Source organism: Cellulosimicrobium protaetiae (assembly GCF_009708005.2).
Taxonomy (GTDB): domain Bacteria; phylum Actinomycetota; class Actinomycetes; order Actinomycetales; family Cellulomonadaceae; genus Cellulosimicrobium; species Cellulosimicrobium protaetiae.
Window position 1 is genome coordinate 1,045,213 of sequence record NZ_CP052757.1, and the last position, 24,245, is coordinate 1,069,457.

The 24,245-nt window shown below is 74.9% G+C and carries 24 protein-coding genes; 11 read left to right on the forward strand and 13 right to left on the reverse strand.

The window, feature by feature from the left end; translation table 11 throughout:
* Positions 1–6: 6 nt before the first annotated feature.
* A complete protein-coding gene (locus FIC82_RS04455) occupies positions 7–4,056 on the reverse strand; it encodes a nitrate reductase subunit alpha (RefSeq protein ID WP_154797718.1) in 4,050 nt (1,349 codons plus the stop codon).
* A gap of 224 nt (positions 4,057–4,280) precedes the next feature.
* Between FIC82_RS04455 and FIC82_RS04460 the strand changes: the two genes are divergently transcribed.
* Entirely contained in the window at positions 4,281–4,790 is a 510-nt protein-coding gene (locus tag FIC82_RS04460; protein WP_154797719.1) for a MogA/MoaB family molybdenum cofactor biosynthesis protein, read from the forward strand.
* A gap of 89 nt (positions 4,791–4,879) precedes the next feature.
* On the opposite strand, the gene FIC82_RS04465 is transcribed toward FIC82_RS04460, so the two are convergent.
* Genes FIC82_RS04465 through moaC form a run of 4 tightly spaced genes read right to left on the reverse strand, consistent with a single transcriptional unit; the run spans position 4,880 to position 6,557 of the window.
* Positions 4,880–5,116: a MoaD/ThiS family protein gene (locus tag FIC82_RS04465; protein WP_154797720.1), complete on the reverse strand. Its 237-nt coding sequence runs from the start codon at positions 5,114–5,116 to the stop codon at positions 4,880–4,882.
* Between the two features lie 3 nt (positions 5,117–5,119).
* Positions 5,120–5,413: a DUF6457 domain-containing protein gene (locus FIC82_RS04470; RefSeq protein ID WP_154797721.1), complete on the reverse strand. Its 294-nt coding sequence runs from the start codon at positions 5,411–5,413 to the stop codon at positions 5,120–5,122.
* Complete coding sequence (gene mobA / locus FIC82_RS04475; protein ID WP_253691446.1) at positions 5,410–6,078, reverse strand: molybdenum cofactor guanylyltransferase; 669 nt, start codon at positions 6,076–6,078, stop codon at positions 5,410–5,412. The genes FIC82_RS04470 and mobA overlap by 4 nt, the downstream gene beginning before the upstream one ends.
* Positions 6,075–6,557 carry a cyclic pyranopterin monophosphate synthase MoaC gene (moaC, locus tag FIC82_RS04480; RefSeq protein WP_154797723.1) on the reverse strand — a complete coding sequence of 161 codons (483 nt, stop codon included), beginning with the start codon at positions 6,555–6,557 and terminating at the stop codon, positions 6,075–6,077. The genes mobA and moaC overlap by 4 nt, the downstream gene beginning before the upstream one ends.
* An 89-nt stretch (positions 6,558–6,646) precedes the next feature.
* On the opposite strand from moaC, the gene FIC82_RS04485 reads away from it, so the two are divergent.
* The gene (locus FIC82_RS04485) at positions 6,647–7,318 is read left to right on the forward strand and encodes an AIM24 family protein (protein ID WP_154797724.1); all 672 of its coding nucleotides are present in this window, start codon (positions 6,647–6,649) and stop codon (positions 7,316–7,318) included.
* A gap of 6 nt (positions 7,319–7,324) precedes the next feature.
* Here the strand turns inward: FIC82_RS04485 and FIC82_RS04490 are convergent, their stop codons facing one another.
* Positions 7,325–8,656, reverse strand: a complete 1,332-nt coding sequence (locus tag FIC82_RS04490; RefSeq protein WP_154797725.1) for a molybdopterin molybdotransferase MoeA — start codon at positions 8,654–8,656, stop codon at positions 7,325–7,327.
* Positions 8,657–8,762: 106 nt separating this feature from the next.
* Between FIC82_RS04490 and FIC82_RS04495 the strand changes: the two genes are divergently transcribed.
* The 3 genes from FIC82_RS04495 to FIC82_RS04505 all read left to right on the forward strand — a co-directional run bounded on the left by FIC82_RS04495 (position 8,763) and on the right by FIC82_RS04505 (position 11,349).
* Positions 8,763–9,515: a PAS and ANTAR domain-containing protein gene (locus FIC82_RS04495; RefSeq protein ID WP_154797726.1), complete on the forward strand. Its 753-nt coding sequence runs from the start codon at positions 8,763–8,765 to the stop codon at positions 9,513–9,515.
* Positions 9,516–9,556: 41 nt separating this feature from the next.
* Positions 9,557–10,417: an SDR family oxidoreductase gene (locus FIC82_RS04500; protein ID WP_154797727.1), complete on the forward strand. Its 861-nt coding sequence runs from the start codon at positions 9,557–9,559 to the stop codon at positions 10,415–10,417.
* Between the two features lie 116 nt (positions 10,418–10,533).
* The gene (locus FIC82_RS04505) at positions 10,534–11,349 is read left to right on the forward strand and encodes a GAF and ANTAR domain-containing protein (protein ID WP_253691448.1); all 816 of its coding nucleotides are present in this window, start codon (positions 10,534–10,536) and stop codon (positions 11,347–11,349) included.
* 67 nt (positions 11,350–11,416) lie between these two features.
* On the opposite strand, the gene FIC82_RS04510 is transcribed toward FIC82_RS04505, so the two are convergent.
* On the reverse strand, positions 11,417–12,157 hold the full coding sequence (locus FIC82_RS04510) for a PAS and ANTAR domain-containing protein (protein WP_154797728.1): 741 nt from the start codon (positions 12,155–12,157) through the stop codon (positions 11,417–11,419).
* A 92-nt stretch (positions 12,158–12,249) separates the two neighbouring features.
* Here FIC82_RS04510 and FIC82_RS04515 point away from each other — a divergent pair, with 92 nt between their 5' ends.
* A complete protein-coding gene (locus FIC82_RS04515) occupies positions 12,250–12,741 on the forward strand; it encodes a DUF6328 family protein (RefSeq protein WP_154797729.1) in 492 nt (163 codons plus the stop codon).
* Between the two features lie 147 nt (positions 12,742–12,888).
* Here the strand turns inward: FIC82_RS04515 and FIC82_RS04520 are convergent, their stop codons facing one another.
* Entirely contained in the window at positions 12,889–14,133 is a 1,245-nt protein-coding gene (locus FIC82_RS04520) for an MFS transporter (RefSeq protein WP_154797730.1), read from the reverse strand.
* Between the two features lie 116 nt (positions 14,134–14,249).
* Here FIC82_RS04520 and FIC82_RS04525 point away from each other — a divergent pair, with 116 nt between their 5' ends.
* From FIC82_RS04525 to FIC82_RS04540, 4 genes are read left to right on the forward strand one after another with little or no spacing between them, the layout of a single operon-like run.
* Positions 14,250–14,954, forward strand: coding sequence for a DUF1361 domain-containing protein (locus FIC82_RS04525; protein WP_168731487.1), 705 nt, complete (start codon positions 14,250–14,252; stop codon positions 14,952–14,954).
* A 33-nt stretch (positions 14,955–14,987) separates the two neighbouring features.
* Positions 14,988–15,686: a hypothetical protein gene (locus tag FIC82_RS04530; RefSeq protein ID WP_154797732.1), complete on the forward strand. Its 699-nt coding sequence runs from the start codon at positions 14,988–14,990 to the stop codon at positions 15,684–15,686.
* Positions 15,683–16,363: a hypothetical protein gene (locus FIC82_RS04535; RefSeq protein WP_154797733.1), complete on the forward strand. Its 681-nt coding sequence runs from the start codon at positions 15,683–15,685 to the stop codon at positions 16,361–16,363. The genes FIC82_RS04530 and FIC82_RS04535 overlap by 4 nt, the downstream gene beginning before the upstream one ends.
* Positions 16,360–16,929 (forward strand): hypothetical protein, encoded by a 570-nt coding sequence (locus FIC82_RS04540; protein WP_154797734.1) that lies wholly within the window; start codon positions 16,360–16,362, stop codon positions 16,927–16,929. The genes FIC82_RS04535 and FIC82_RS04540 overlap by 4 nt, the downstream gene beginning before the upstream one ends.
* Here FIC82_RS04540 and FIC82_RS04545 read toward each other — a convergent pair.
* Positions 16,896–18,266 carry a hypothetical protein gene (locus FIC82_RS04545; RefSeq protein WP_154797735.1) on the reverse strand — a complete coding sequence of 457 codons (1,371 nt, stop codon included), beginning with the start codon at positions 18,264–18,266 and terminating at the stop codon, positions 16,896–16,898. The genes FIC82_RS04540 and FIC82_RS04545 overlap by 34 nt on opposite strands.
* A 73-nt stretch (positions 18,267–18,339) precedes the next feature.
* Complete coding sequence (locus tag FIC82_RS04550) at positions 18,340–18,939, reverse strand: TetR/AcrR family transcriptional regulator (protein ID WP_154797736.1); 600 nt, start codon at positions 18,937–18,939, stop codon at positions 18,340–18,342.
* Positions 18,940–19,028: 89 nt separating this feature from the next.
* On the opposite strand from FIC82_RS04550, the gene FIC82_RS04555 reads away from it, so the two are divergent.
* Positions 19,029–20,204 carry an FAD-dependent oxidoreductase gene (locus tag FIC82_RS04555; protein ID WP_216609985.1) on the forward strand — a complete coding sequence of 392 codons (1,176 nt, stop codon included), beginning with the start codon at positions 19,029–19,031 and terminating at the stop codon, positions 20,202–20,204.
* Positions 20,205–20,294: 90 nt separating this feature from the next.
* Here FIC82_RS04555 and FIC82_RS04560 read toward each other — a convergent pair whose 3' ends face one another.
* The 3 genes from FIC82_RS04560 to FIC82_RS04570 form a co-directional block, all read right to left on the reverse strand.
* Positions 20,295–20,573, reverse strand: a complete 279-nt coding sequence (locus FIC82_RS04560; protein WP_168731488.1) for a DUF4235 domain-containing protein — start codon at positions 20,571–20,573, stop codon at positions 20,295–20,297.
* 111 nt (positions 20,574–20,684) lie between these two features.
* Positions 20,685–23,222 (reverse strand): ABC transporter permease, encoded by a 2,538-nt coding sequence (locus FIC82_RS04565; RefSeq protein ID WP_336240316.1) that lies wholly within the window; start codon positions 23,220–23,222, stop codon positions 20,685–20,687.
* Positions 23,219–24,100 carry an ABC transporter ATP-binding protein gene (locus FIC82_RS04570; RefSeq protein WP_154797738.1) on the reverse strand — a complete coding sequence of 294 codons (882 nt, stop codon included), beginning with the start codon at positions 24,098–24,100 and terminating at the stop codon, positions 23,219–23,221. The genes FIC82_RS04565 and FIC82_RS04570 overlap by 4 nt, the downstream gene beginning before the upstream one ends.
* Between the last annotated feature and the right edge of the window lie 145 nt (positions 24,101–24,245).

The window sequence follows — 24,245 nt, forward strand, 5'->3', positions numbered from 1 at the left end:
TGAGTGTCACGAGTACCGCACCTCCTGGCTGCGTCGGCGGATGACGGTCATCTCGTCGCGCTGGTTCCCGGTGGGCCCGAGGTAGTTGAACGCGTAGGAGAGCTGGGCGTAGCCGCCCGCGAGGTGCGTCGGCTTGAGCAGGATGCGCGTGAGCGAGTTGTGGATCCCGCCGCGCAGCCCGGACGTCTCGGCGAGCGGCACGTCGATCGTGCGGTCGGTGGCGTGGTGCATGTAGACCGTGCCCTCGGGCATCCGGTGCGAGACGACCGCCCGCGCGACCACGACCCCGTTGCGGTTGTACGCCTCGATCCACTCGTTGTCCGCGACGCCGATCTTGGCGGCGTCGGCGGGCGACATCCAGACGTTCGGACCGCCGCGCGAGAGGGACAGCATGAAGAGGTTGTCCTGGTACTCGGAGTGGATCGACCACTTGTTGTGCGGGGTCAGGTACCGCACCGCGACCTCGGCGTGACCGCCCGACGCGGGATAGCCCGACGGCGAGGTGTCGCCCATCACGGGCGAGTCGCCGAAGAGGCGGTGCATGTCCAACGGTGGTCGGAAGATCGGCATGTGCTCGCCGAGCTCGATCATCCAGTCGTGGTCGAGGTAGAGGTGCTGGCGGCCCGTCAGGGTGTGCCACGGTTTGAGCCGCTCCACGTTGACGACGAACGCCGAGTACCGGCGGCCCCCGTGCTCGGAGCCGGACCACTCGGGAGACGTGATGACCGGCGTCGGGCGCGACTGCACGTCCGGGAAGGTCACGCGCTTGCCCTGCTCGTCGAGGGCGAGGTCGGCCAGGCGCGTGCCCGTGCGCTGCTCGACGTGCTCGAACCCCTGCACCGCGAGCCGGCCGTTCGTCGTCCCCGACAGCGCGAGGATCATCTCGCACGCGTGCGTGTCCCGGTCCAGGCGCGGGCGTCCCGCAGCCGGACCGTCCTGGACGAGGCCGTTGCGACGTCCGAGGTCGGCGACCTCGGGTGCGGGCGAGAAGTGCACGCCCTTGGTGACCATGCCCGCCTTCTCGGTGAGCGGACCGAGCGCGGCCATGCGCGCGGCGAACGCCGGGTAGTCGCGCTCGACGACCACGAGCTTCGGCATCGTCACGCCCGGCACGAGCTCGCGCTCCGTCACGGGCAGGCCCGAGTCGCTGAGCGCACCGTGCGGGACGGCCATCTCGTCCGGGGTGTCGTGCGCGAGCGGCGCGGCGACGAGGTCCTCGCGGACCCCGAGGTGCGTCACCGCGAGCTCGGACACCTTCCCCGCGAGCGTGTGGAAGATGTCGAAGTCCGTGCGCGTCTGCCACGGCGGGTTGATCGCCGGGTTGAACGAGTGCACGAACGGGTGCATGTCCGTGGACGACAGGTCGTGCTTCTCGTACCAGGTCGCCGCCGGCAGCACGACGTCGGAGAACAGCGTCGTGGACGTCATGCGGAAGTCGAGCGTGACGAGCAGGTCGAGCTTGCCCTGCGGTGCTTCGTCCCGCCACGTCATCGACCGCGGCCGACGCTCGGGGCCCGACTCCGCCGCGTTGACCGCGGCGTCCGTGCCGAGGAGGTGCTGGAGGAAGTACTCGTTGCCCTTGCCCGACGAGCCGAGGATGTTCGCGCGCCACACCGTCACGACGCGCGGGAAGTTCGCCGGGTCGTCCGGGTCCTCGCACGCGAACCGCAGGGTCCCGGCCTTGAGCTCGTCGACCACGTGCTGCGCCGGCTCCTTGCCCGCCGCGCGCGCCTCGTCCACGAGGTCGAGCGGGTTGCGGTCGAACGTCGGGTAGCTCGGCATCCAGCCGCGCTGCGCCGACTCGACGAGCGTGTCCGCCGTCGTGCGGCCCGAGAACTGCCCCTGAGCGAGCGGCGACGCGAGGGCGTCCGCGGGCAGGCCGTCGTAGCGCCACTGGTCCGTCGCGAGGTACCAGAACGCGGTGCCGATCATCTGCCGCGGCGGACGCGACCAGTCCAGGCCACCCGCGTACTGCGCCCACCCGGTCACCGGGCGACACTTCTCCTGCCCCACGTAGTGCGCCCACCCGCCGCCGTTCACGCCCTGGCAGCCGGTGAGCGTCGTCAGCGCGAGCATCGCGCGGTAGATCGTGTCGGAGTGGAACCAGTGGTTGGTCCCCGCGCCCATGATGATCATCGACCGGCCGCCCGAGTCCAGCGCGTTCTGCGCGAACTCGCGCCCGATGCGCTCCGCCGCCGCGGCGGGCACCCCGGTGAAGCGCTCCTGCCACGCCGGCGTCGCGGGCGACGCGTCGTCGTCGTAGCCCGCGGGCCACTCGCCGGGCAGGCCCAGCTCCGGGCGGTTCACGCCGTACTGCGCGAGCAGCAGGTCCAGCACCGTCGTCACGAGCCGCCCGCCGACGCGCCGGGCCGGGACGCCACGCACGACGACGCCCGCGCCGCCCAGGTGCGCGGCGGCGTCGTCGCCCGGTGCCGGGTCGAGGTCGAACCGCGGCAGCGCGACGGCGACCGTCTCGTACGTGGTGCCCGTGCTCGGGCTGGGTCCGGCGGTGGGGGTGGCGTCGGTGCTCGGGCTGGCCGCGCCGTCGCCCTGGCCTGTCGGCCGTGCGTTCCCGAGCGCGGCTTTTACGCCCTTCGCATCCGACGCCGCCCCCACCGCCTCTGCCGTCGTCTCACCCCTCGCCGAGGGAGAACCCTGGTCGGTCGACGATGCGCGCTCGGGGACGGTGTCGCGGGTGGGAGCGGATTGCGGGGCGCCCCAGAAGACACCGTGGGCGTCGGCGACGGACAGGAGGGGGTCGATGTCGCCGAGGTCGAGGTTCCAGCGGCCCGCGTCGGCCTCGCCGTAGCGGTGGCCCAGGCTGCCGTTCGGGACGCGCGGGGTGCCGTCGGCGTCGAGCACGACGGTCTTGAACTGCGCGTTGGGCGCGGCGGCGTCGTCGTCGCCCGGGTGCCCGACGCCGTCGGGCAGGTCCGCCGCGGTGAGGAACTTCCCGGGCACGTACGCCGCGCGCGACCCCGAGCCGTCGTCGTGCTCGTCGAGGACGACGAGGTTCGGGAGGTCGGTGAAGCGCGCCGCGTACTCCGCGAACTGCGGGGTGCGGCGCTGCGCGTAGTGCTCGGTGAGGATGACGTGGCCCATGGCCTGGGCGAGGGCGCCGTCCGTGCCGGGGTGGGGCGCGAGCCACTCGTCGGCGAACTTGGTGTTGTCGGCGTAGTCGGGCGACACGACGATCACCTTCTGGCCGCGGTAGCGGGCCTCGGTCATGAAGTGGGCGTCCGGTGTGCGGGTGACCGGGACGTTGGAGCCCCACATGATGCAGTACGTCGAGTTCCACCAGTCCGCGGACTCCGGCACGTCGGTCTGGTCGCCGAACACCTGGGGCGAGGCGACCGGGAGGTCGGCGTACCAGTCGTAGAACGACAGCATGGTGCCGCCGAGCATCTGCACGAACCGGGCGCCGACACCGTGCGACACCATCGACATGGCGGGGATGGGGGAAAACCCGGCGACGCGGTCGGGGCCGTAGGTCTTGATGGTGTGCACGTGGGCTGCGGCGACGATCTCGGCGGCCTCGTCCCAGGTCGCGCGCACGAGGCCGCCCTTGCCGCGCGCGGACTTGTAGGCGCGCGCCGACTCCGGGTCGGACGTGACCTTCGCCCACGCGAGCACGGGGTCGCCGCCGACCGTGCTCTTCGCGCGCCGGTACAGGTCGAGCAGGGTGGCGCGGACGTAGGGGTAGCGCACGCGGGTGGGGGAGTAGGTGTACCAGGAGAACGCGGCGCCGCGGGGGCAGCCGCGGGGTTCGTACTCGGGGGAGTCGGGGCCGACGGAGGGATAGTCGGTCTGCTGGGTCTCCCAGGTGATGATGCCGTCCTTGACGTAGACCTTCCAGGAGCAGGACCCGGTGCAGTTCACGCCGTGGGTGGAGCGCACGACCTTGTCGTGGGACCAGCGGTCGCGGTAGAACACGTCGCCCTGACGACCGCCGGTGAGGAACACCTGCCGCAGGTCGTCCGACACCTGGCCCCGCCGCAGGTGCTTGCCGAGCCGCAGGAGGGCGTCCTCGACCGGTCCGTCGGACGTCGTCGTCATGGCGTGCTCCCGCCGCCCGCGCGGTGTCGCGGTCGGAACCACGAGGAATCGCGTACCGGCAGCGTTGACGGCACGGAGAGGTACGACATCTCGAGCCTCCTGGGCGAGCAGGGGACGGCGGGTCGGTCCACAGCAACTATGCCCAGACGAGGCAGATCGCGCGCGCCGAGCAACGATCGGCGGCACCGACCCGGTGACGTCCCCCGGCTCGCTACCGTGGCGCCATGAGCGCACCCACCGGACGGCCCGCGGACGCGACCGTCGCCGTCGTCACCGTGTCCGACCGCTGCTCCCGCGGCGAGGCCGAGGACCGTTCGGGGCCGCTGCTCGCGGGGTTCCTCGGCGCGGCAGGCTGGGCGGTTGCCACGGACCTCGTGCCCGACGGCGTGACCTCGGTCCGTGATGCCGTCGCCCGGGCGGTGTCCGGGGGAGCGCGCGTCGTGCTCACGACCGGGGGGACCGGCGTCGGGCCGCGCGACCTCACGCCCGAGGGGACGCGCGAGGTCCTGGAGCGGGAGGTCCCCGGGATCGCGGAGGAGCTGCGCCGACGCGGTGCGGAGCACGTGCCCGCGGCGGTGCTTTCGCGCGGCCTCGCGGGAATCACGTCAGGACCGGCGGGTCGGGTCCTCGTCGTGAACCTGCCCGGCTCGACGGGCGGCGTGCGCGACGGCTGGGCGGTCCTCGAGCCCCTCCTGCCGCACGTCCTCGCCCAGCTCGACGGCGGCGACCACTGACGACCAGGCGATCCAGCCCGCCCGAGCAGGCGCTTCCGGCGGGTCCGCGGAGCGTGACGAACCAGGATCGCCTGTTCGGCGGGGCCGGGTCAGCCGCCGGCGAAGGGGGGGAGGACGTCGATGGTCGCGTCCGCAGGCACCGGGGTGTCGTCGTGCGGCGCTCGGACGCCGTCGACGAGGAGCGAGCAGCGCGGGAGGACGTCCGCGAGCGCCGCGTGGCGCGCGACGAGCGCCGCGTGCAGCTCGCCGACCGTCGTCGCGTCGACGGTCTCGGTCTCCGTGCCGGCGGCGTCGCGGGCTCCGGCGAAGTAGCGGACGGTCGCCATCCCTCAGTCCCGCGTCTCGGCCTGCGCCGCGGTGCCGGGCAGCTCGGGCTCCGGCGTCCACGCGAGCGCGAGCGCGGCGGCGCGGTCGAGGACCTCCTGCACGGTGCGGCCCGAGGCGTCGTGGGCCGCGAGCCCGGCGACGTAGCCCGCGACGAACGTCGTGAGCGGGGCCGCGGGGCGCTCGATGCCGTGCGCGGCGTCGCGCGCGAGGTCGAGGATCGCGCCGATGTCGACCACCTGCGGGTCCAGGTCGAGGTCCTGTGCGAGGGCGTCGACCCAGCGTTCGAGGTTCGTCATCGTGGCCTCCTGCCGTCGTGCGGGTCGTGCGGGGTCTCGTCGGGCGGCGGTACCGCCCCCGCGCCCAGGCGGCGGTCCTGCTCGCGGGCATCCTCCCACGTGTCGACGTCGTCGGTGGCGCCGTCCTCGTCGGGGACCGCGAGCGCGGGGAGCCCGGAGAGCAGGTTGCGCACCGACGCGCCGTGCACCGCGGGCAGGGCGGCGAGGGCAGCGTGCAGTGCCGCCCGTTCGTACAGCCCGACGAGCCACTGGTCGCGCCCGCCGCGCACCGCGTGCACCGCCACCTCGTCCGTCCGGTGGCGTGCCGCGGCGAGCAGCGCGGGCACCGCCTCCGCGGCTCGGGGGACGTCGCACGCGAGGACGAGCACCCAGACCGCGCCGCCGTCGTCGGGCCCGGGCAGGGCGCTCAGCCCGGCGGCGATACCGGCGACGGGCCCCCCGAAGGGCGGGTCCTCGCGCGTCAGGGCGTAGCGGTCGGGGTCGGCGAGCTCGTCCGGCCCGACGACGACCGTCCGCCCCGCGCCGGACGTCGCCGCGAGCGCGTGCTCCAGCAGGGGACGACCCCCGACGACGACGCCCGGCTTGGGCGTCCCCAGCCGCTCCGCCCGGCCCCCGGCCAGCACGACGGCGTCGAAGTCGACCTCGTCAGGGCCGAGGCGGGTCACGGTTCGCGGTGCCAGTCGCCGGACTTGCCGCCGGTCTTGGCGACGAGGCGCACGTCCGTGAGCTCAACGGACTTGTCGAGCCCCTTGACCATGTCGACGACCGCGAGCCCGGCGACGGCGACGGCGGTGAGCGCCTCCATCTCGACGCCCGTGCGGTCGGCGGTGCGCACGGTCGCGGTGACGTCGACGCCGTGGTCGCCCACGACGAGGTCGACGACCGCGCCGTGCACCCCGATGACGTGCGCGAGCGGCAGCAGCTCCGCCGTGCGCTTGGCGCCCGCGATGCCCGCGATGCGCGCGACGGCGAGCACGTCGCCCTTGGGGACGGTGCCGTCGCGCAGCGCCGCGACGATCTCGGGGGAGCACCGCACGACGCCGGTCGCCGTCGCGGAGCGGACGGTGGGCTGCTTGGCGGTGACGTCGACCATGCGCGCGTGGCCGCGGTCGTCCAGGTGCGTGAAGCCGTGCGGGGAGCTCATGGCGCCACTCTCGCACGCGCGACCCGCCGGGCGGACGGGTCGGAGGGCCCGCGCGTGCGACGGCGGCCCGCACCCGAGAGGATCGGTCCATGCGCAGCTCACTCCTCGACCACGCCGAGCGCTCCGTCGAGCCCGGCTCCTTCCAGCTCCAGAACGACCGGATGCTCAAGGTGGACCTTCGCGGCACGGGCGGGTTCTTCTTCGCGAAGCAGGGCTCGATGGTCGCCTACCAGGGCGACGTCGACTTCGCGTACGAGGGCAGCGGCGGTCTCGGCAAGATGTTCAAGAAGGCGTTCACGGGTGAGGGCATGTCGCTCATGAAGGTGTCCGGAAGCGGCGACGTCTTCCTCGCGCAGGAGGCGGACCAGGTGTTCGTGCTGCACCTGGAGGACGAGGGCGTGACCGTCAACGGCGCGAACGTGCTCGCGTTCGAGAGCTCCCTGACGTGGGACATCAACCGCGTCGAGGGGGCCTCGATGCTCAGCGGCGGGCTGTTCAACACGACCTTCACCGGCACCGGGGCGCTGGCCGTGACGGCGTTCGGCACGCCCGTCGTGCTCGACGTCGACGTGCCGACGTTCGTCGACATGCAGGCCGCGGTCCTGTGGTCCACGTCGTTGCAGTCGTCGATCCGCAAGACGGCGAAGCTCGCCGCCGCGATCGGCCGCGGCTCCGGCGAGGCGTACCAGCTCGCGCTCTCCGGGCAGGGGATCGTCGTCGTGCAGGCGTCCGAGGGTCACCCGCCGCCCGCGCAGAAGTGACCCGGGTCAGTCCAGGAGCAGGACCCGGACGGCGTCGCCGGGCTCGACCGACGTGACGTCGGCGCCGACGACCGCGAGCGCGTCGGCGTGCGCGAGCGCGCTCACCCGGTGGGACCCGGACCCCCGCGCCTCCGCGGGGTCCCCACCCCGGTCGCGGTGCCGACCCGCGGGGACGACCTGACCGCCGTCGGGCGCGGTGTGCCGCACGAGCACGAGCTGCTCGCGCCCGGACGGCGACGACCAGCCCTCCGCGGCGACGCGCTCCACGAGCGCGCGGCCCGTGCCGGGGACGCCCCGCAGGCGGTCGAGGACGGGCCGGACGAACAGCTCGAACGAGACGAACGCGCTCACCGGGTTGCCGGGTAGCGCGAGCCACGGGACGCCGCGCCACCGCGCGAGGCCCTGCGGCTTGCCGGGCTGCATCCCGACCGCGACGAGCCGGGCGTCGTCGACCGCGCCCTCCCACGCCGTCCCGCGCCGGGTCGTGGGGTCGAGGACCTCGCGCACGACGTCGAACGCGCCCGCGCTCACCCCGCCCGTGCTGACGAGCAGGTCGGGCGGTGCGCCGTCGAACGCGCCGAGCAGGTCGTCGAGGGCGTCGACGAGCGTGCCCGCGGTGTCGCCGACCGCGCCCCGCCGCGCCACGTGCGCCCCGGCCGCCCGTGCGGACGCGGCGAGCAGGACCGAGTTGGAGTCGGGGATCCGCCCCGGGCCGGGCGCGGTCCCCGGCGCCACGAGCTCGCTGCCCGTCGAGAGCACGGCCACACGCGGTGCCCGGTGGACCCGCACTGTCGCGTGCCCCGCGGACGCCGCGACCGAGACGTGTCGCGCCGTCAGCACGACGCCCGCGGCGACGACGACGTCCCCACGGCGCACGTCCTCGCCCCGCGCCCGCACGTTGCTCCGCGACGCGTCGTGGATCTCGACCGCCGTCGGGCCGCTCCCGGGCTCGCCGGGCGTGAACCGCCCGGTCGACGTGCGCTCGACCGGCACGACGACGTCCGCGCCGGGCGGAACGGGCGCGCCCGTCATGATCCGGACCGCCTCGCCCGCCCCGAGCCGGGCGTCCAGACCGCGTGCCCCCGCCGCGACGTCGCCGACGACGCGCAGCGCCACCGGGGAGCCCGCCGTGGCCCCCGCCACGTCCGCCGACCGCACCGCGTAGCCGTCCATCGCGGACGCGTCGAACGCGGGCGCGTCGAGCGTCGAGACGACGTCGGCGGCGAGGACCGCCCCGACCGCGTCCTCGAGCGGGAGGTCCGTCGTCGGCGTCGGGCGGACGAGCGCGACCGCGTCGTCGGCGTGCTGGGCGATCGTCCGGCGCGGCTCGCGGGTCATGCCCCGCACCGTAGCCGAGCGCGGGTGCCGACCGCCCACGGGTGGGCTAGGTTGGGGACCGGAGTCATGAAGCGGCCCGCAGCCCCCCGAACCTTGGGAGGACACCATGACCTCGATCCCCGTGATCACCACCCCCAGCCCCGAGCAGACCGCTCCCGTGCGCCCTGCAGCCCTCGCCGAGGTGCTCGCCGTGGGCACGCACCTCCTCGTGGGGCAGTACCGCGTCGAGCTCGGCACCGGGACGTGGTGGTGGTCGGACGAGGTGTACACGATGCACGGCTGGACGCCGGGCGACGTCGAGCCCAGCCTGGACGCCCTGCGCTCGCGCAAGCACCCCGACGACCGCGCCCGCGTGGTGCGGGTCGCGACGGAGGCGATCCGGTCCGGCCGGCCCTTCTCGTGCGCGCACCGCATCGTCGACGGGCACGGCAAGGCCCGCTCCGTCGTCGTGACGGGTCAGGGACGCCGGGACGCGCGGGGACGCGTCGTCGAGATCGCGGGCTACGTCGTCGACGTCAGCCCGACCCACAAGGAGGCGCTCGAGCGCGAGTCGCAGCGCGCCGTGACGCGCGCGTTCGTCAGCCAGGCTGCCGTCGAGCAGGTCAAGGGCGTGCTCATGGCCGTGCACGGCGTCGACGACGTCGCGGCGGGCCAGCTCCTCGTCGAGGCCGCGGGCGAGGCGGGCGTCCCGGTCCAGGAGACCGCGGCGCAGGTCATGCGCGCGCTGAGCAAGGCGGGCGGGGTCGGCCCGACGGCGGAGGCGACCGTCGCGGGTGCCCTCGCCGCCGTGCGCCCGGTCGCGCGCCCCCGCGCGCACGAGGCGCAGCTCGCGCGACGCCGCGAGCCCGCGCGCTCCTGAGCGGGCGGCCTGCACGCACCACGACGAGAGGGAGGGACCACATGACGGACGAGACCGCGTTCCCGGCGCAGCAGCAGGAGCCCCCCGGGCTCACCGCTCCCATGGACCCGCCGCCCGACCACGGGGAGGAGTCGTACCGAGGGACCGGGCGGCTCGAGGGCCTGCGGGCGCTCGTGACGGGCGGCGACTCGGGCATCGGCCGCGCCGTCGCGATCGCGTTCGCGCGCGAGGGGGCCGACGTCGCGATCGGCTACCTGCCCGAGGAGCAGGAGGACGCCGAGGAGACGGCGCGCTGGGTGCGCGAGGCGGGACGCACGTGCGCCCTGCTCCCCGGCGACATCACGGACGAGGCCACCGCGCGTGCCCTGCCGGGACGCGCCGTCGCAGAGCTCGGCGGTCTCCACGTGCTCGTCAACAACGCCGGGTTCCAGATGGCGCGGCGCGAGTCGATCGAGGACGTCACGACGGACGAGATCGACCGCGTCCTCAAGACGAACCTCTACGCGCTGCTCTGGGTCACGCAGTCGGCGCTCGAGCACCTGGGCGAGGGGGCGTCGATCGTCAACAACTCGTCGATCCAGGCGTACCAGCCCTCGACGTCGCTGCTCGACTACGCGTCGACCAAGGCCGCGATCAACAACCTCACGGTGAACTTGGCCGCGGAGCTCGGGCCGCGCGGCATCCGGGTGAACGCGGTGGCCCCCGGTCCCATCTGGACACCGCTCCAGCCGGCGACCCAGCCCGAGGAGAAGATCGAGAAGTTCGGGCAGGACACCCCGCTGGGGCGGGCCGGGCAGCCGGCGGAGGTCGCGCCGGCGTTCGTCTTCCTCGCCTCCCCGACGGACGCGAGCTACGTCTCCGGCACCGTGCTCGGGGTGACGGGGGGCAAGCCCGTCTTCTAGCCCGTCGCAGGCCTCGCCCGCGCCGACCGCGGACGGGACGGGCGAGGCCTGCGACCCGGCTACCGGCAGCCGCGCGCGCGATCTACCCTGGGGCCGGAAGCCGTGAGGAGGCCGAGATGACGAGCATCGAGCAGAGCGTCGAGCAGGGCACCGTCGGGATGCCCGCAGGCCCTGGCGCCACCGTTCCCGCGCCGCAGGCCGAGATCGTCGCCGGGGTGCCGGAGATCGTGGGCGGTGCCGACGAGCAGAGCATCGCCGGCCTCGTGGCCGACGCCGCGCGGGCTCTCGCCGACGAGCCGACCCTCCAGCAGACCCTCGACCGCGTCGTCGAGCTCGCCGTGTCGATGGTGGACGGGTGCGAGTCCGCGGGCATCTCGCTCGTCACGCGGGGACGCATCGAGAGCCCCGCCGTCTCCGACCCGCTCGTCGCGCGCGGGGACGAGCTCCAGTACGAGCTCCGGGAGGGCCCGTGCCTCGACGCCGTGCACGACCACGCGCTCGTCGAGTCGGGCGACATCGAGACCGACGCGCGCTGGCCGTCGTGGGCGCCCGCCGTCGCGCGCGAGCTCGGGGTCCGGTCGATGCTGTGCGTGCAGCTCTACACGTCGGAGAACGCGCACGGCGCGCTCAACATGTACTCCACGAGCCACGACGCGTTCGACGCCGACGCCCACCACCTCGCGTCGACGTTCGCCGCCGTCGCGGCGGCCGCGATCTCGGCCGCGCGCACCGAGGAGCAGCTCCAGTCGGCCGTCCAGACCCGCACCCTCATCGGGCAGGCCCAGGGCATCGTCATGGAGCGCTACTCGCTCACCGCCGGGCGCGCGTTCGCGGTCCTGAGCCGCGTGTCCCAGGACGCGAACATCAAGCTCGTCGACATCGCGCGCCAGGTCGTCGAGACGCGGCGCATCCCCGGCGTCGGGGCGGACTGACGCGGGACGCCGCGTCGACGCGCTGCGCCGTCGCGCGCCGCGGCCGGGCGGTCGGGCCCCGGGCGGGTCAGTCGGGCGTGCGCCGGGGCCTCTCGTCGGCCTCGCCGACCGACCCGAGGAGCAGGTCGATGCGACGACGGGTGTCGTCGTCCACGACGCCGGCGCCCGTGACCGACCTGTCGACGACACCCGCGACCAGTCGGCGCGCGAGATCGCGCACGGGCACGTTCGCGTCGTTCGAGCGTCGGCGGAGCACCTCGAACGCGTCGTCCGGACCGATCGCGAACGCCGTCATCAGGACGCCCTTCGCCTGCTCGATCGCCGAGCGGGACGCGTCGGCCGCGCGGATCGACGCCGTCGCCTCACGACGCGCCGCCTCCTCGTGCGCGGTCGTCAGGTCCACGAAGTACCCCACGACCGCCGCCCACGGCGCCCCGCCGTCGAGGCGGCGGCCCTGCGCCGCCACGGCGAGCGTGCGAGTCCGGCCCGTCGCGTCCACGATGCGGTGCATGGAACCGAACGGCTCCCCGGTGCGCGCCGCCTGCGCGAGCTCGCTCGCGACGCGGTCGCGGTCCTCGGGGTGCTTGTGCGACAGGACGAGCGCCGTCGTCGGCACGACCTCGCCGGGCGCGAACCCGTGCATCTCGTACACCTCGTCCGACCACCACCACGTGTCCGTGGCGACGTCGACGCGGAAGCGGCCGACCGGCTGCGGGTCGCCCGGGCCGAGCGCGGCGAGGAGGTCGGCGAGAGCCGGAGGGACGACGTCGTCAGGTTCCGCGACGTCGGAGGGCAGGGCAGCGTCCATCGATGGGGGTCCCCGGGGATCGATCAGGACGGAGCCGATTCCTGACCCCAGCAGGAGGAAGATTATCCCAGCGGCGGCACGAGGGAGGACCCATGACCTCGCAGGTCAGCGACGGGCGTGACGAGTCGGCCGACGAGCGCTCGGACCGCAACTGGTCGGAGCTGCTCCAGGAGCTGCGCGTCATGCAGATGGGCGTGCAGATCCTCACGGGGTTCCTGCTCACGCTGCCGTTCCAGCAGCGCTTCGGCGACCTCGACGCGTTCCAGACCGGCGTCTACCTCACCCTGGTGGCGCTCGCCGTGCTGTCCACCGGCCTGTTCGTCACGCCCGTGAGCCTGCACCGCGCGCTGTTCCGCAAGCACCGCAAGACGGCGCTCGTCACGATGAGCGACCGCATCGCCCGCGTCGGCGTGCTCGTCCTCGCGTTCGTCGTCACCGGCACGGTCCTGCTCGTGGTCGACGTCGTCGTGAACCGCACCGCGGCCCTGTGGTCGAGCGCCTGCGCGCTCGTCCTGCTCGTCGGCCTCTGGTTCCTCCTCCCACGCCTCGTCGCCCGCGGCCCGGCCTCTCCCGCGTCCCCCTGACCTCGCGAGCGAAAGCCCTCTACGCGAGGTAGAACCGTGGTCGCGCGAGGTAGAACCCTGGTCCCACCAGGGTTCTACCTCGCGGGACCAGGGTTCGACCTCGGCAGACCGGGGTCTCCTTCGGCACCGACGGGCGTGTTCGGGGGATCAGGTCGAGGCGGAGGCGCGGGCCTGGACGCCGCGGCGGACGGGTCCGAGGGTGAACAGCAGGGTGAGGAGCGCGGTGAGGGCGAGGAGCGCGAAGCCGAGGCCGTAGGTGCCCTCGAGCTGGTAGACGGCACCCATGAGCAGCGGCGGGATGAAGCCGCCGAGGCCGCCGGCCGCGCCCACCAGCCCGGTGACGGCGCCGACCTTCTCGACCGGCGCGACCTTGGCGACGAGCGCGAACGTCGCGCCCGACGACGCGCCGAGCGCGGCGGCGAGACCGAGGAACGCGATGGTGCCGACGGGCACGAGCGACGGCTGGAACGCGACGACCGCCGCGAGCGCCGTCACGACGGCGAAGCACGCGACCGACACGGGGACGCCGCCGAACCGGTCGGACAGCGCCCCGCCGACAGGCCGCATGACGACGGCGAGCACGACGAACCCCGCGGTGCGGGCGGCGGCGTCGGAGGCGGTGAGGTCGTAGGCGTTGACGAGGAACGTGGGCAGGTAGACGGAGAACGCGACGAACCCGCCGAAGCCGACGGCGTAGAGCCACGAGAGCTGGAGGGTCGCGGGCAGGCGGAACGTGGCCCACGTGCGGGACCAGAAGCCGCCGGCGGGGGCGGTCGCGCGGCCGGGCGGGACGCGCAGCAGGAGCCACGCCACGACGGCGAACACGGCGAGGACGGCGGCGACGAGGAGGAACGGCGCGGCGTCGCCCCACGCGTCGCGGATGCGGACCGTCGTGAACGCGGAGATCGCGGTGCCGCCCATGCCCATGCCGAAGATCCCGATGGCGGTGCCACGGCGGGCGGGCGGGTACCAGGCGTTGACGAACGGGACGCCGACGGCGAACGCGGTGCCGCCGAGGCCGAGGAAGAAGCCGCCGACGAGCAACGCGACGAAGCTGTCCGCGACGAGCCCGACGAAGAGCACGGGCAGGATCGTCAGCGCGCTGACCAGGGGGAACATGACGCGTGCGCCGTACCGGTCGGTCAGCGCGCCCACGGGGATGCGCCCGAGGGACCCGACGACGACGGGGACGGCGACGAGGACGGAGACCTGCACGTCCGTGAGGTCGTAGAGCTGCCCGTACGCCGCGCCCAGCGGGCTGATGAGCGCCCACGCCCAGAAATTTACGGCGAACCCGATCGTCGCGAGGGCGAGCATGAGGGTCGGGGATGCGGACGGGGACGTCGTCGTCGGGGCGGGGCCGGTGGTCCCGCTCGCGTCCTGCTGCGCCATGGCGACTCCTGGTGGGAGGTGCCCGTCGCCGGGCACGGGAGGTCGTTGCGTCGAGCGACTCCACGCTAACGACGCTCGTCGCGCCGCGCGCGGCGAACCCCCCGTACCGTGGGGGCGTGCTCGACTGGCTCTTCGGGGGCGTGGCCCTGCTCAACGTGTATGCGCTCGCCCTCGTGGTGCTGCGCGCCCCGCTGTACCGCACGCGCCTGTACCGGCCGATGCTGCTCAACATCGGGCTGTCGATCGCGCCGGTGATCGTCCTGGGACTGGTCGTCGTCGTCGACGCGGTGCTCATCGCGGGCGGGGCGCCGCCGTGGGCGATCCTCACGTGCGCGGTCCTCGGGTTCGGCGTCTGGCTCCTGCTCCTGCCGAACGCGGGGTACCTCGTCACGGAGCTCAACTACAGCCACCGCCAGGAGGGCGAGGACGTCCCGCTCTGGTACGACATCGTCGCGGTGCTCACGCTCGCGATGTCGGGCGTCATGAACACGCTCGTGAACGTGTTCCTCGCCCAGGCGCTGCTCGCGCTCGTGCTCTACCCGAACGACGACGCGCCGTTCCGCCGCCCGGTCTCGTGGATCGCCGTCCTGGTCGTGCTCGCTCTGGTGTCGGTCGGGATCTACCTCGGCCGGTACGTGCGCTTCAACAGCTGGGACCTGGCCCACCCCGTGCAGTTCGTGCGCAAGCTCGCGCGCCACTTCCGCGCCCGTGGCGCCGTCCGGGACGCGCTGCTGTTCGTCCTGCTGCACACGTTGTTCTTCGCGTTCATGTACCTCATCGTCATGGGGCCGGTCACCGCGCTGCTCGTCCGCGGGGCCTGACGCCGGGTCGGCGGTCCCCGTAGGATGCCCGCCGTGACGTCGACCGCGCCGAGGGCCGCCCGCAGCGTCCCCCTGCTGCGCGCCGTCGTCGGCACGTGGCCGCGCCGCATCGCGCTGGGGGTCGTGCTCGGGCTCGTCGTCGGCACGACGGCGGCCGGCGGGTTCGCGCAGCACGTCGCCGCCGACGCGGGGCCGACCCGCGCCGCCGCGGGCGAGCCGGTCCCGACGGGCCCGTTCGACCTCACGGTGCGCTCGTGGTCCGTCACGGACACCGTGCAGGTCTCCTCGCTCGAGGACTCCGGCGCCGATGCGTGGCTCGTCGTGGTCGTCGGCGCGCTCGACACGGACCGGGAGCCGCGCCGTCTGGACCGTACCGCCGTGACGCTCCCGGACGAGCTGCCGGGCGGCCTGGCTCTGGCGGGCGACGCGGAGCCGGACCGCCCGGACCCGACGCTGCTCGTGCGCGACGCCTCGGTCTACCCCGTGCTCCAGCCGGGCCTGCCCGAGGACGTCGCGCTGCTGTGGCCGGTGACGGTCCCGGAGGGCGGCGCCACGTCCGCCGCCCCGGCCGAGCCGCTCACCGTCACCCTCCCGATGTTCCGCTACCGGGACATGACGGTCGGAGGCGGGCGCCGCTGGGCCGAGACGGGTGCCGTGGTGCTCGTGGACGCCCCGCCCGGGGACGTCCCGCCGGAGATCGTGGACCCGCCCGAGGACGAGGAGGCGTGGTGACCGAGCCCACCGTGGAACCGACGACCACGACCGCGACCGCGACCGCCGGCGAGCCTGCCCGGACGGCCGGTGAGCCCGCCGCAGCCGCGCGCCCTCGTCGGGCGGACGTGGTCGTGACCGTGGTCCTGCTCGTCCTTGCGGTGGGGGTCGGGGCCGCGGTGTCGCGCGTCGACTCGTGGTGGCCCACGCTCACGGCGACGACGTCGCGCGGCGACGTGGGTGAGGTCGTGACCGCGGGCCCGTTGCGCGTGCGCGTCGATGACGTGCGCACCGGCGCGGTGCTCGAGGACGGGTTCGACACCCTGACGACCGACGGCGTCTGGGTCGCCGTCGACCTCGCGGTGTCCGGCACGACGGTTGAGGCGGGCCTCGAGGTGCTCGAGCTGCGCGATGCGGACGGTCGCGACTACGGGGCCTCGCACCGCGCGAGCAACGCGATGATGAGCACGTTCGTGGACCCGGACGTCCCCGAGGCCGGGACGGTCGTCGTCGAGGTGCCCGCGCGGGCGCTCGAGGGCGACGTCGTGCTGAGGGTCCTCACGGAGCACGACGACGCGGACATCGACCGCCCGCAAGCGGTCGCCGAGATCGACCTCGGCCGCCTCGCTGTGCCCGAGGCCGGGACCGTCGTCGAGGTCGTCCCGCCCGCGCTCGTCCCGGGCGGGTGGGACGCATGAGCGGCGGACCGAGCGTGGGATGGTGGCGCGCCAACCGCTGGTGGCTGGTCGTGCTCGTGGGCGCGCTCGCGGCGCTCGGGGCGCTCACCTGGCGTTCCGACACCGTGCAGGGGTGGTGGACGTCGGAACCACGCCAGGCTCCCGCGGCGGACGCCGACGGCTGGGCGCAGGTCGGCGACGTCCATGCGCGGCTCGCCGGGCTGGAGCGGGTCGACTGGCTCGACGACGGGTACGGCGACCGGATCGAGGCGCCCGAGGGGTACACGCTCTGGGCCGCCGACGTGTCGCTGCGCTCGGACGCGCCCGACGCCCCGGCGAGCGCGGAGGAGACGTACTCGGCGTGCGAGGTCGTGCTGCTGGACACGACCGGGCGTGAATTCACCGCGGGAGCGTCGGCGCTCCCGGGCATGCCCTACCCCGAGGCCCCGGTCTGCACGGGCGCCGTCTCGACCCGCAGCACGCAGTACTTCCTCACGCCCGACGACGCAGAGCCGGCCGAGGTGCGCCTCGTCGAGCCGGAACTGCTCCCCGCCTACTGGTCGCTGCCCGCCCCCGACGCCGCCTGACGGCGCCTCGTGCGCAGCGCGGACGGCAGGCCGAGGCTCGCGAGCAGCGCGTCCGCCGCGGCGGCGAGCAGCACGGTGGTGAGCACCTGCACGACGACCGTCCCGACGATCTCGAGGGGGCCGACGAGCGCGCGCCAGGCGACGATGCCCGGCTGACCGACGACGCCCTGGGCCGCCGTGTAGACGACCTGCTCGCCGAGCGTCAGGAGGGCGAACGCGACGCAGAAGAGCAGCACGGCGCTCCACCGGCTGCGCCAGAGCATGCCGAGGGCGCCCACGAGGCCGCCGAACCGTCGGCCGGGGTCGAGCATGAGCTCCCAGGCCTTGCGTGCGCCGCTCTCGCCCAGCGTCCTGTTGAACCGGTCGACGACGCGCGTCGCACGGCCCGCGGGCTCGTCGCCGCCCTGCGTCGCGTGCGCCGGGTCGACGACGTCGATCGCCTCGACGCCGTAGACGATCGTGCCGAGGGTGAGCCAGGCGAGCGGCACGACGAGGCCGGTGACGACGCCCGCAAGGAGGAGGGACGTCGTCGGGCCCAGGGCGTCGACGAGCGGCTTGAGCACGTCGACGCGCGCGACGACGCCGTCCCACCAGGTCGTGGTCTCGACGACGACCACGCGCGTCGTCCACCACTCGCGCACCCGGCCGACGACGGCGGTGACGGTGAACGCGCCCACGACGATCCACACGACCTCGCAGTAGCCCGCGGCGATGCGGACGGCGGCCGATCGCGCGCTGCGCCGAGCGTCGCCGCCCGCGGTGGACACGCCCCGGTCGAGGCGCTTGGCGAGGCGCTCGAGGAGCGTCCGGGCGAGCAGCGCGCCCGCGACGACGAGCACGACGGTGAGGCCGAACCCCTCGGGGACCGGGCTGGCGGTCTCGATCCCCGCCCCGGCGGCGAACGCGTGGTCGAGGGCGGCGGAGTCGATGTACGTCTGCCAGTCGGACGACAGGCCGCCGTAGAACTCGTAGATGACGAGGTAGGGGACGAGGACCGACGCGATCGAGCCGAGCAGGGCCCGGACCTCGAGCCGGTCGCGCTCGGTGCGCGGCTCGCGGCGCAGGACGTGCAGCATGACCACGATGCCGACGACGGTCGCGAGCGGCGAGAAGCACAGCACGAGCAGTCCGAGCACCCCGGACGACGGGGCGACGGCGAGCGCCGCGCGCAGCGCGAGCTCGTGGACGACCTCGGCGAGGACGGCGATCGCGACGAGCGCGGGCCAGTGCCGGGACAGCAGGCGGCCTGCGTCGGCGAGGACGCGCACGCCCGATCGCAGGACCGGGTCCTGGGGAGCCGTCGTCGCGCTCGCGGGGGTCGCCGGTAGGGCCGTCACGCGCGCCAGGGTACCGGGGCGGGCGTGCCGGGCGCCGCCGGTCCACGAGCCCTGCGGCTGCGGTTGGCGGTGTTCACCTGGTCGGGGCGGAGGGGCGCGCTCCCAGCGTTCCCTGCACGATCGCGCGGGCGAGGCGGCGGGTCGTCTCGCGGTCGACGTCCCGCGTGGCGCTGACCAGGGAGAACAGCGCGCCGCCGTAGAGGGTGACGAGCGTGGGGACCGCGTCGGGCGGGACGTCGAGCCCCAGCGCTGCGTGCTCGTCGGCGGTGAACGCGGTCGCGACCGAGCCGAACCGAGCCAGCGCCGCGCCGAGCGCCGGGCGACGGCGCGCCTCGAGCTGGAGCTCGAAGATCGCGAGGTACCGCTCACGCGACGTCGTGACGGCGTCCTCGAGGGACGCGGCGAGGAGATCGGTCAGCGGTTCCAGGGAGCCGGAGACGTCGAGCGTCCGGTCGATCCGCCGCATGGCCGCGAGGTGCAGCTCGACGACTCGATCGGCCGCGGCGACGAGCAGCTCCTCCCGGGTGCGGACGTAGTTGGCCGCGGTGCCCGTCGGGAGCCCCGCGGCGCGCTCGACCGTGCGGTGGGTGACGCCGTGCACGCCGTCCGTGGCGAGGAGGGCGACGGCGGCGTCCGCGAGCGCGGTCCGCCGCTCGGGGTTGGTTCGCGGCATGGCTGCCAGTATGGCAACCTCGGTACTACAACGCACGTAGTGGTATGCCCGGACGGGCGGACCATCCTCTCGACCCTGGGAGCGTCACCATGACCCGTACCGCTATTGTCGTCGGGGCCGGGATCGCCGGCCTGTCGTCCGCGATCTCGCTCGCCCGGACCGGCTGGGGCGTCACCGTCGTCGAGCGCTCGCCCGCGCTCGGCGAGGTCGGGGCGGGCTTCGCGATGTCCCGCAACGCGGTCGCGGCGTTGCGCGGCCTCGGGTTCGACGACGACGCCGTCGCCCGGCTCGGGTACGCGACGTGGGCGGGCGGGACGTGGGACCTCCACGGCGACCCGATCCTCACGCTGCCGGACACCCCCGAGGTGCGTGCGTCCGTCGGGCTGATCGGCGTCCACCGGCGCCGGCTCCACGAGACGCTGCACCGCCGGGCGGTCGACCTGGGCGTCGAGGTCGTCACGGGGACATCGGTCACCACCCTGGATCCCGGGGACCCGGACGGAGCGCCCGCCGTCGTCGCGGGCCGCGAGGCGGACCTCGTCGTCGGCGCGGACGGGATGCGCAGCGCTGTCCGCGCGACCCTGTTCCCGGCGAACGTGCCGGTGTACAGCGGCTACTCGAGCTGGCGCGCGATCACGCCCGGCGCCTGGGGCGCGGAGGCCCTCACGCAGTACTGGGGGGCGCACGCGGAGTTCGGCCTGCTGCGCACCGCCGCGGACGAGACCTACTGGTACGGGTACGTCGCGATGCCCGAGCGGACACGGCTCGACGACGAGCTGGGCGCGGCCCGCGAGCGGTTCGCCGGGTGGGCGCCGCCGGTGCAGGAGGTCCTCGCCGCGACGGCACCGGACGCCGTCCTGCGACACGACGTGCACCATCTGCCCGGCGGGCTCCCGCACTACGCGACGGGCCGCGTCGTCATGGTCGGCGACGCCGCGCACGGCACGCTCCCGACGATGGGGCAGGGCGCGGCGACGGCGCTGGAGGACGGGCTGTGCGTCGGCCTCCTGGTCGGGTCGCCCGTCGCGGCGGGCGGTCGGCTCGCGCCGGCGCTAGCGGGGTACGACGCCGCGCGCCGGCCCCGGTGCCGGGCGCTCGCCCGGGCGTCGGTCGCGTCGGGGCGGTTCGGTTCACACCTGGGCGGCGGCTGGCGGCAGACGGTCCGGAACAGGATCATGCGCCTGACCCCGGCCTCCGCGATCGCGCGCGGCTCGCAGGCCGCGATGGGCTGGACCCCGCCCGAGCCCGCGGCCCCGGTGCGCTGACGCTGGCGGACGCTCGCCGTCAGGCGCGCACAGAGCCCGGGTTCTTCGTCGACACGACCGTGAGGGACGATCCCGCGTTCGAACGGTGGGTCACGACGCGCGCGACGCGAGGCGGGAGACGAACCGCTTGGCCTCCTTGCCGGCGAACCGGCGTGCGAGGACGCCGACGCCGGCGGCGACGGCGGCGAACGTGACGGCGGAGACGATGCCGACCTCCTCGTCGTCGAGGTCCTTCGGGGCGTCGTGACCGGTGACCTTCGCCCAGATGAACGTGACGAGCTTCTGCGCGGCCCAGCCTGCCGCGAAGGTGAGGGCGACGGTCCCGACCTTGAGGGCCAGGGTCTGCTCGGTCTCGTTCGTGTCGGCCACGAGGGGTCCTCCGTCGGTCGGGGCGCCGGTCGGCGCGGGCGTGCTCCCACCGTAGTGCGAACCGTCGACCCCTCGCCCGCCCGGCGCGCGTCGGGCGGGCGAGGGGATCGGTCACTCCTGGCTCACCGCGTCGAGCACGGGCAGCCGGGCCGCGCGCGTTGCGGGCCAGACCGCCGCGACGACCCCGACGACGGCCGCGAGCGCGAGCATCGCCCCGAGCTGCGCCCAGGGCACGGCGAGGGTCGTGAAGCCCTCGTCCGCGAGGACGGACGGGAGCGCGGCGGCCAGGCCCGTCCCCACGACCAGCCCGACGGCCGTCCCGAACACGGCGACGAGCACGGACTCGATGACGATCGTCGCCGAGAGCTGCGCCCGGCCGAGGCCTACGGCGCGCAGGAGCCCGATCTCGCGCGTGCGTTCCACGACGGACAGCGCGAGCGTGTTGACGATACCGAGGACGGCGACGAGGAGGGACAGGCCGAGCAGCGCGTAGACGATCGCGAGGATCGACTCGACCTGGGACGCGACCTCCCCGGCGAACTCGTCGGCGTCGAGCACGCTCGCCACGACGTACGGCGCGACGGCGTCCGCCACCCCGTCGCGGACGGACGCGAGGTCGGCACCGGGCTCGGCGTCGAGGAACAGCATCTCGGGGGTCGTCGCGCCCACCTCGGAGGCGACGTCCGGCGGCAGCAGCATGTCGACCGAGAACGCGTGGGAGTCGATCACCGCCCCGATGCGGACGTCCTGTGCCGGGAGGTCGGGCCGGGCGGGGTCGGCGATCGTCACGACGTCGCCGAGCGCCCAGCCGTGCTCGTCGAGCGCGTCCTCCATCACGGCCGCCTCCCCGCGGGCGTACGCGTCGAGGTCGCCCTCGACGGCCGTCGTGCGGACCGAGCGGCCGAAGCCCTCGGCGGGGAACCCCACGACGAGCTGCGGCTCGTCGTCGACGACGACCTGCCCGTACGTCGTGAGGTCGGCGGACGCGACGCCGGGCACGGCGCGGACGTCGGTCGCCACCCCCTCGGGGAGGTACGGGGTCGCGGACCGGACCACGAGGTCGGCGGCCGTCTCCTCGTCGACGATGCCGGTCACGGACTCGCGTGCCGAGAGCGCGAGGACCGACGTCGTCGACACGAGCGCCATCCCGACGACGAGCGCCCCGGCGGTCGCGGCCGTGCGCCGCGGCTGGCGCGTGACGTTGCCGCGCGCGAGCCCGCCGAGGGGTCGGACCAGCGCGACGAACGGCGCGGCGAGGACGCCCAGCACGGGGCCGACGGCGAGCGGGGAGAGCAGCAGCACGCCCGCGATCACCCCGACCGCACCGAGGCCGAGGAGCGGCGCCCCGCCGCTCCCGACCGCCGCGGCGCCCACCACGAGACCGGTGCCTGCGAGCAGGATCAGCGTCCCCGCGGCGACCCGGGCCACGCCGGGGCCGGCGGGCCGCACGACGTCGGCCCGCATGGCCTCCACAGGCCGCACGAGCGCAGCGTGCCGCGCGGGCAGGGCCGCCGCGACGACGGACACCACGACCCCGACGACGAGGGGGACCACGATCCCGGCGGTCGTCACGGGCAGCGACCCGGCGAGCTCCATGCCGACCGCGCCCAGCCCGGCCCGCGCGAGCTCGGCGAGCCCGAACCCGGCCGCGACGCCCAGCACCGCGCCGACGACCCCCACGACCGCGGCCTGTCCCAGGACCGAGGCGAACACCTGGGCCGGTGACACCCCGACGGCCCGCAGGAGCGCGAGCTCGCGCGTGCGGCGGCGCACGTGCATCGCGAACGTGTTGGTGATGATGAACGTGCCGACGAACAGCGCGAGCGCGGCGAACACGAGCAGGAACGTCGAGACGAAGCCGAGCTGGTCGGCGATGGCGGTGCTCGTCTCGTCGCGCAGGTCGGCCCCCGTCACGGCCTCCGCACCGTCGGGGAGCGACGTCGCGACGGCGTCGCGCAGCTCCTCCGGCGAGACGCCGTCGGCCGCGTACAGGGCGACCGACGGCACCAGGCCGTCCGGAGCGTACGTCGCGGCGGCCGTCCCGGCGTCGAGCAGGACGATCGTCGCGCCCGCCATCGGCGCGGACAGCGAGAGCTCGCCGACGACGCGCACGGGCCGCACCTCGTCGCCGAGCACGACGTCGGTCGTGTCGCCCACCGCGAGCCCGGACGCCTCGAGCGTCGCGGACTCGAGCGCGACCTCGTCGCCGTCCTCCGGCGCACGGCCGTCCACGACGCGCGGCCCGGGGTCGCGCGGGTCGTAGCCGACCGCCATGCTCGGCGCCTGCGTGCTGAGCACCGCGGTGCCGTCGGCGCCCACGAGGACGGCGGGGCCGCTCACCTCGGCGAGCGCGAGGCCGACGTCGTCGCGCGCGTCGAGCGTGCCGGCCAGGTCCGCCGGGACGAGGCTGCGGGCCCCGCCGAGCTGCGCGGACGAGGACTCGAGCGCGGACCCGGCGGCGGCGGCGCCGCGCACGTACGCGTCGGCCTGGATCGACGACGCGACGATGCCGTCGAACGTCGACTCCAGCATGGCGCGCAGCGCGAACGTGCCGGTGACGAACGCGACGCCGATCGTCACCGCGAGCACGGACAGCACGAGCTGCGCGCCGTGCGCGCGCACGCCGCGCAGCGCGATCCGGCCCATCATCGGACGCCCGCCGGTTCGTGCGCCGGGTCGGCGGGGTGCGCGCCCGCGGATGCCGCCGGCGTGAGGGCCCCGAGCGTGTCGAGGACGGCCTGCGGGGTCGGGTCGCGCAGCTCGGTCACCAGGCGGCCGTCCGCGAGGAACAGGACGCGGTGCGCGTACGACGCCGCCGTCGGGTCGTGCGTGACCATGGCGACGGACTGGCCGAGGTCGTCCACCGAGGAGCGCAGGAAGCCGAGCACCTCCGCGGCGGCGCGCGAGTCGAGGTTGCCCGTCGGCTCGTCCGCGAACACGACGGCCGGGCGGGACACGAGCGCCCGCGCGCACGCGACGCGCTGCTGCTGCCCGCCCGAGAGCTCCGCCGGGCGGTGCCCGAGGCGCGGGCGCAGCCCCACGGCGTCGACCACGCGGTCGAACCACTCGCGGTCCACGGGCCGGCGCGCGACGGCGAGCGGGAGCACGATGTTCTCCTCCGCCGTGAGCGTCGGGACCAGGTTGAACGACTGGAACACGAACCCGATGCGCGTGCGGCGCAGCCGCGTCAGGCGCCGCTCGCTCATCGCGGAGACCGTCTCGCCGTCGACGACGACGGTCCCCACCGTGGGGGAGTCCAGTCCGGCGAGGCAGTGCATGAGGGTCGACTTTCCCGACCCCGAGGGGCCCATGATCGCGGTCAGACGCCCCCGCTCGAGGTCGACGTCCACGCCGTCGAGCGCGCGGACCGTCGCCTCGCCGCGCCCGTAGGTCTTGACGAGGCCGCGCGCGGTGGCGATCACGGGACGCTCCGGCGTGGTTCCGGAGGCTCCTGCGGCCCCCGTGGCGTGCTCTGCGGACGCGGCGACGGTCGTCGTCGCACCCGTCGTCCCAGGTCTGCTGCTCATCGGTCCTTCCCCTCCTGCGGTCGTCGGCCGGGGCTCCCGGTCCGGTCGTCACGACCCTCCCGCGGGGGCGTACCCCCGGGCATCGGGGACCGGCCCGGACCCTTCCCTGGTCGCCGCAGGGCCGCTCTCAGGGTTCTCTCAGGGG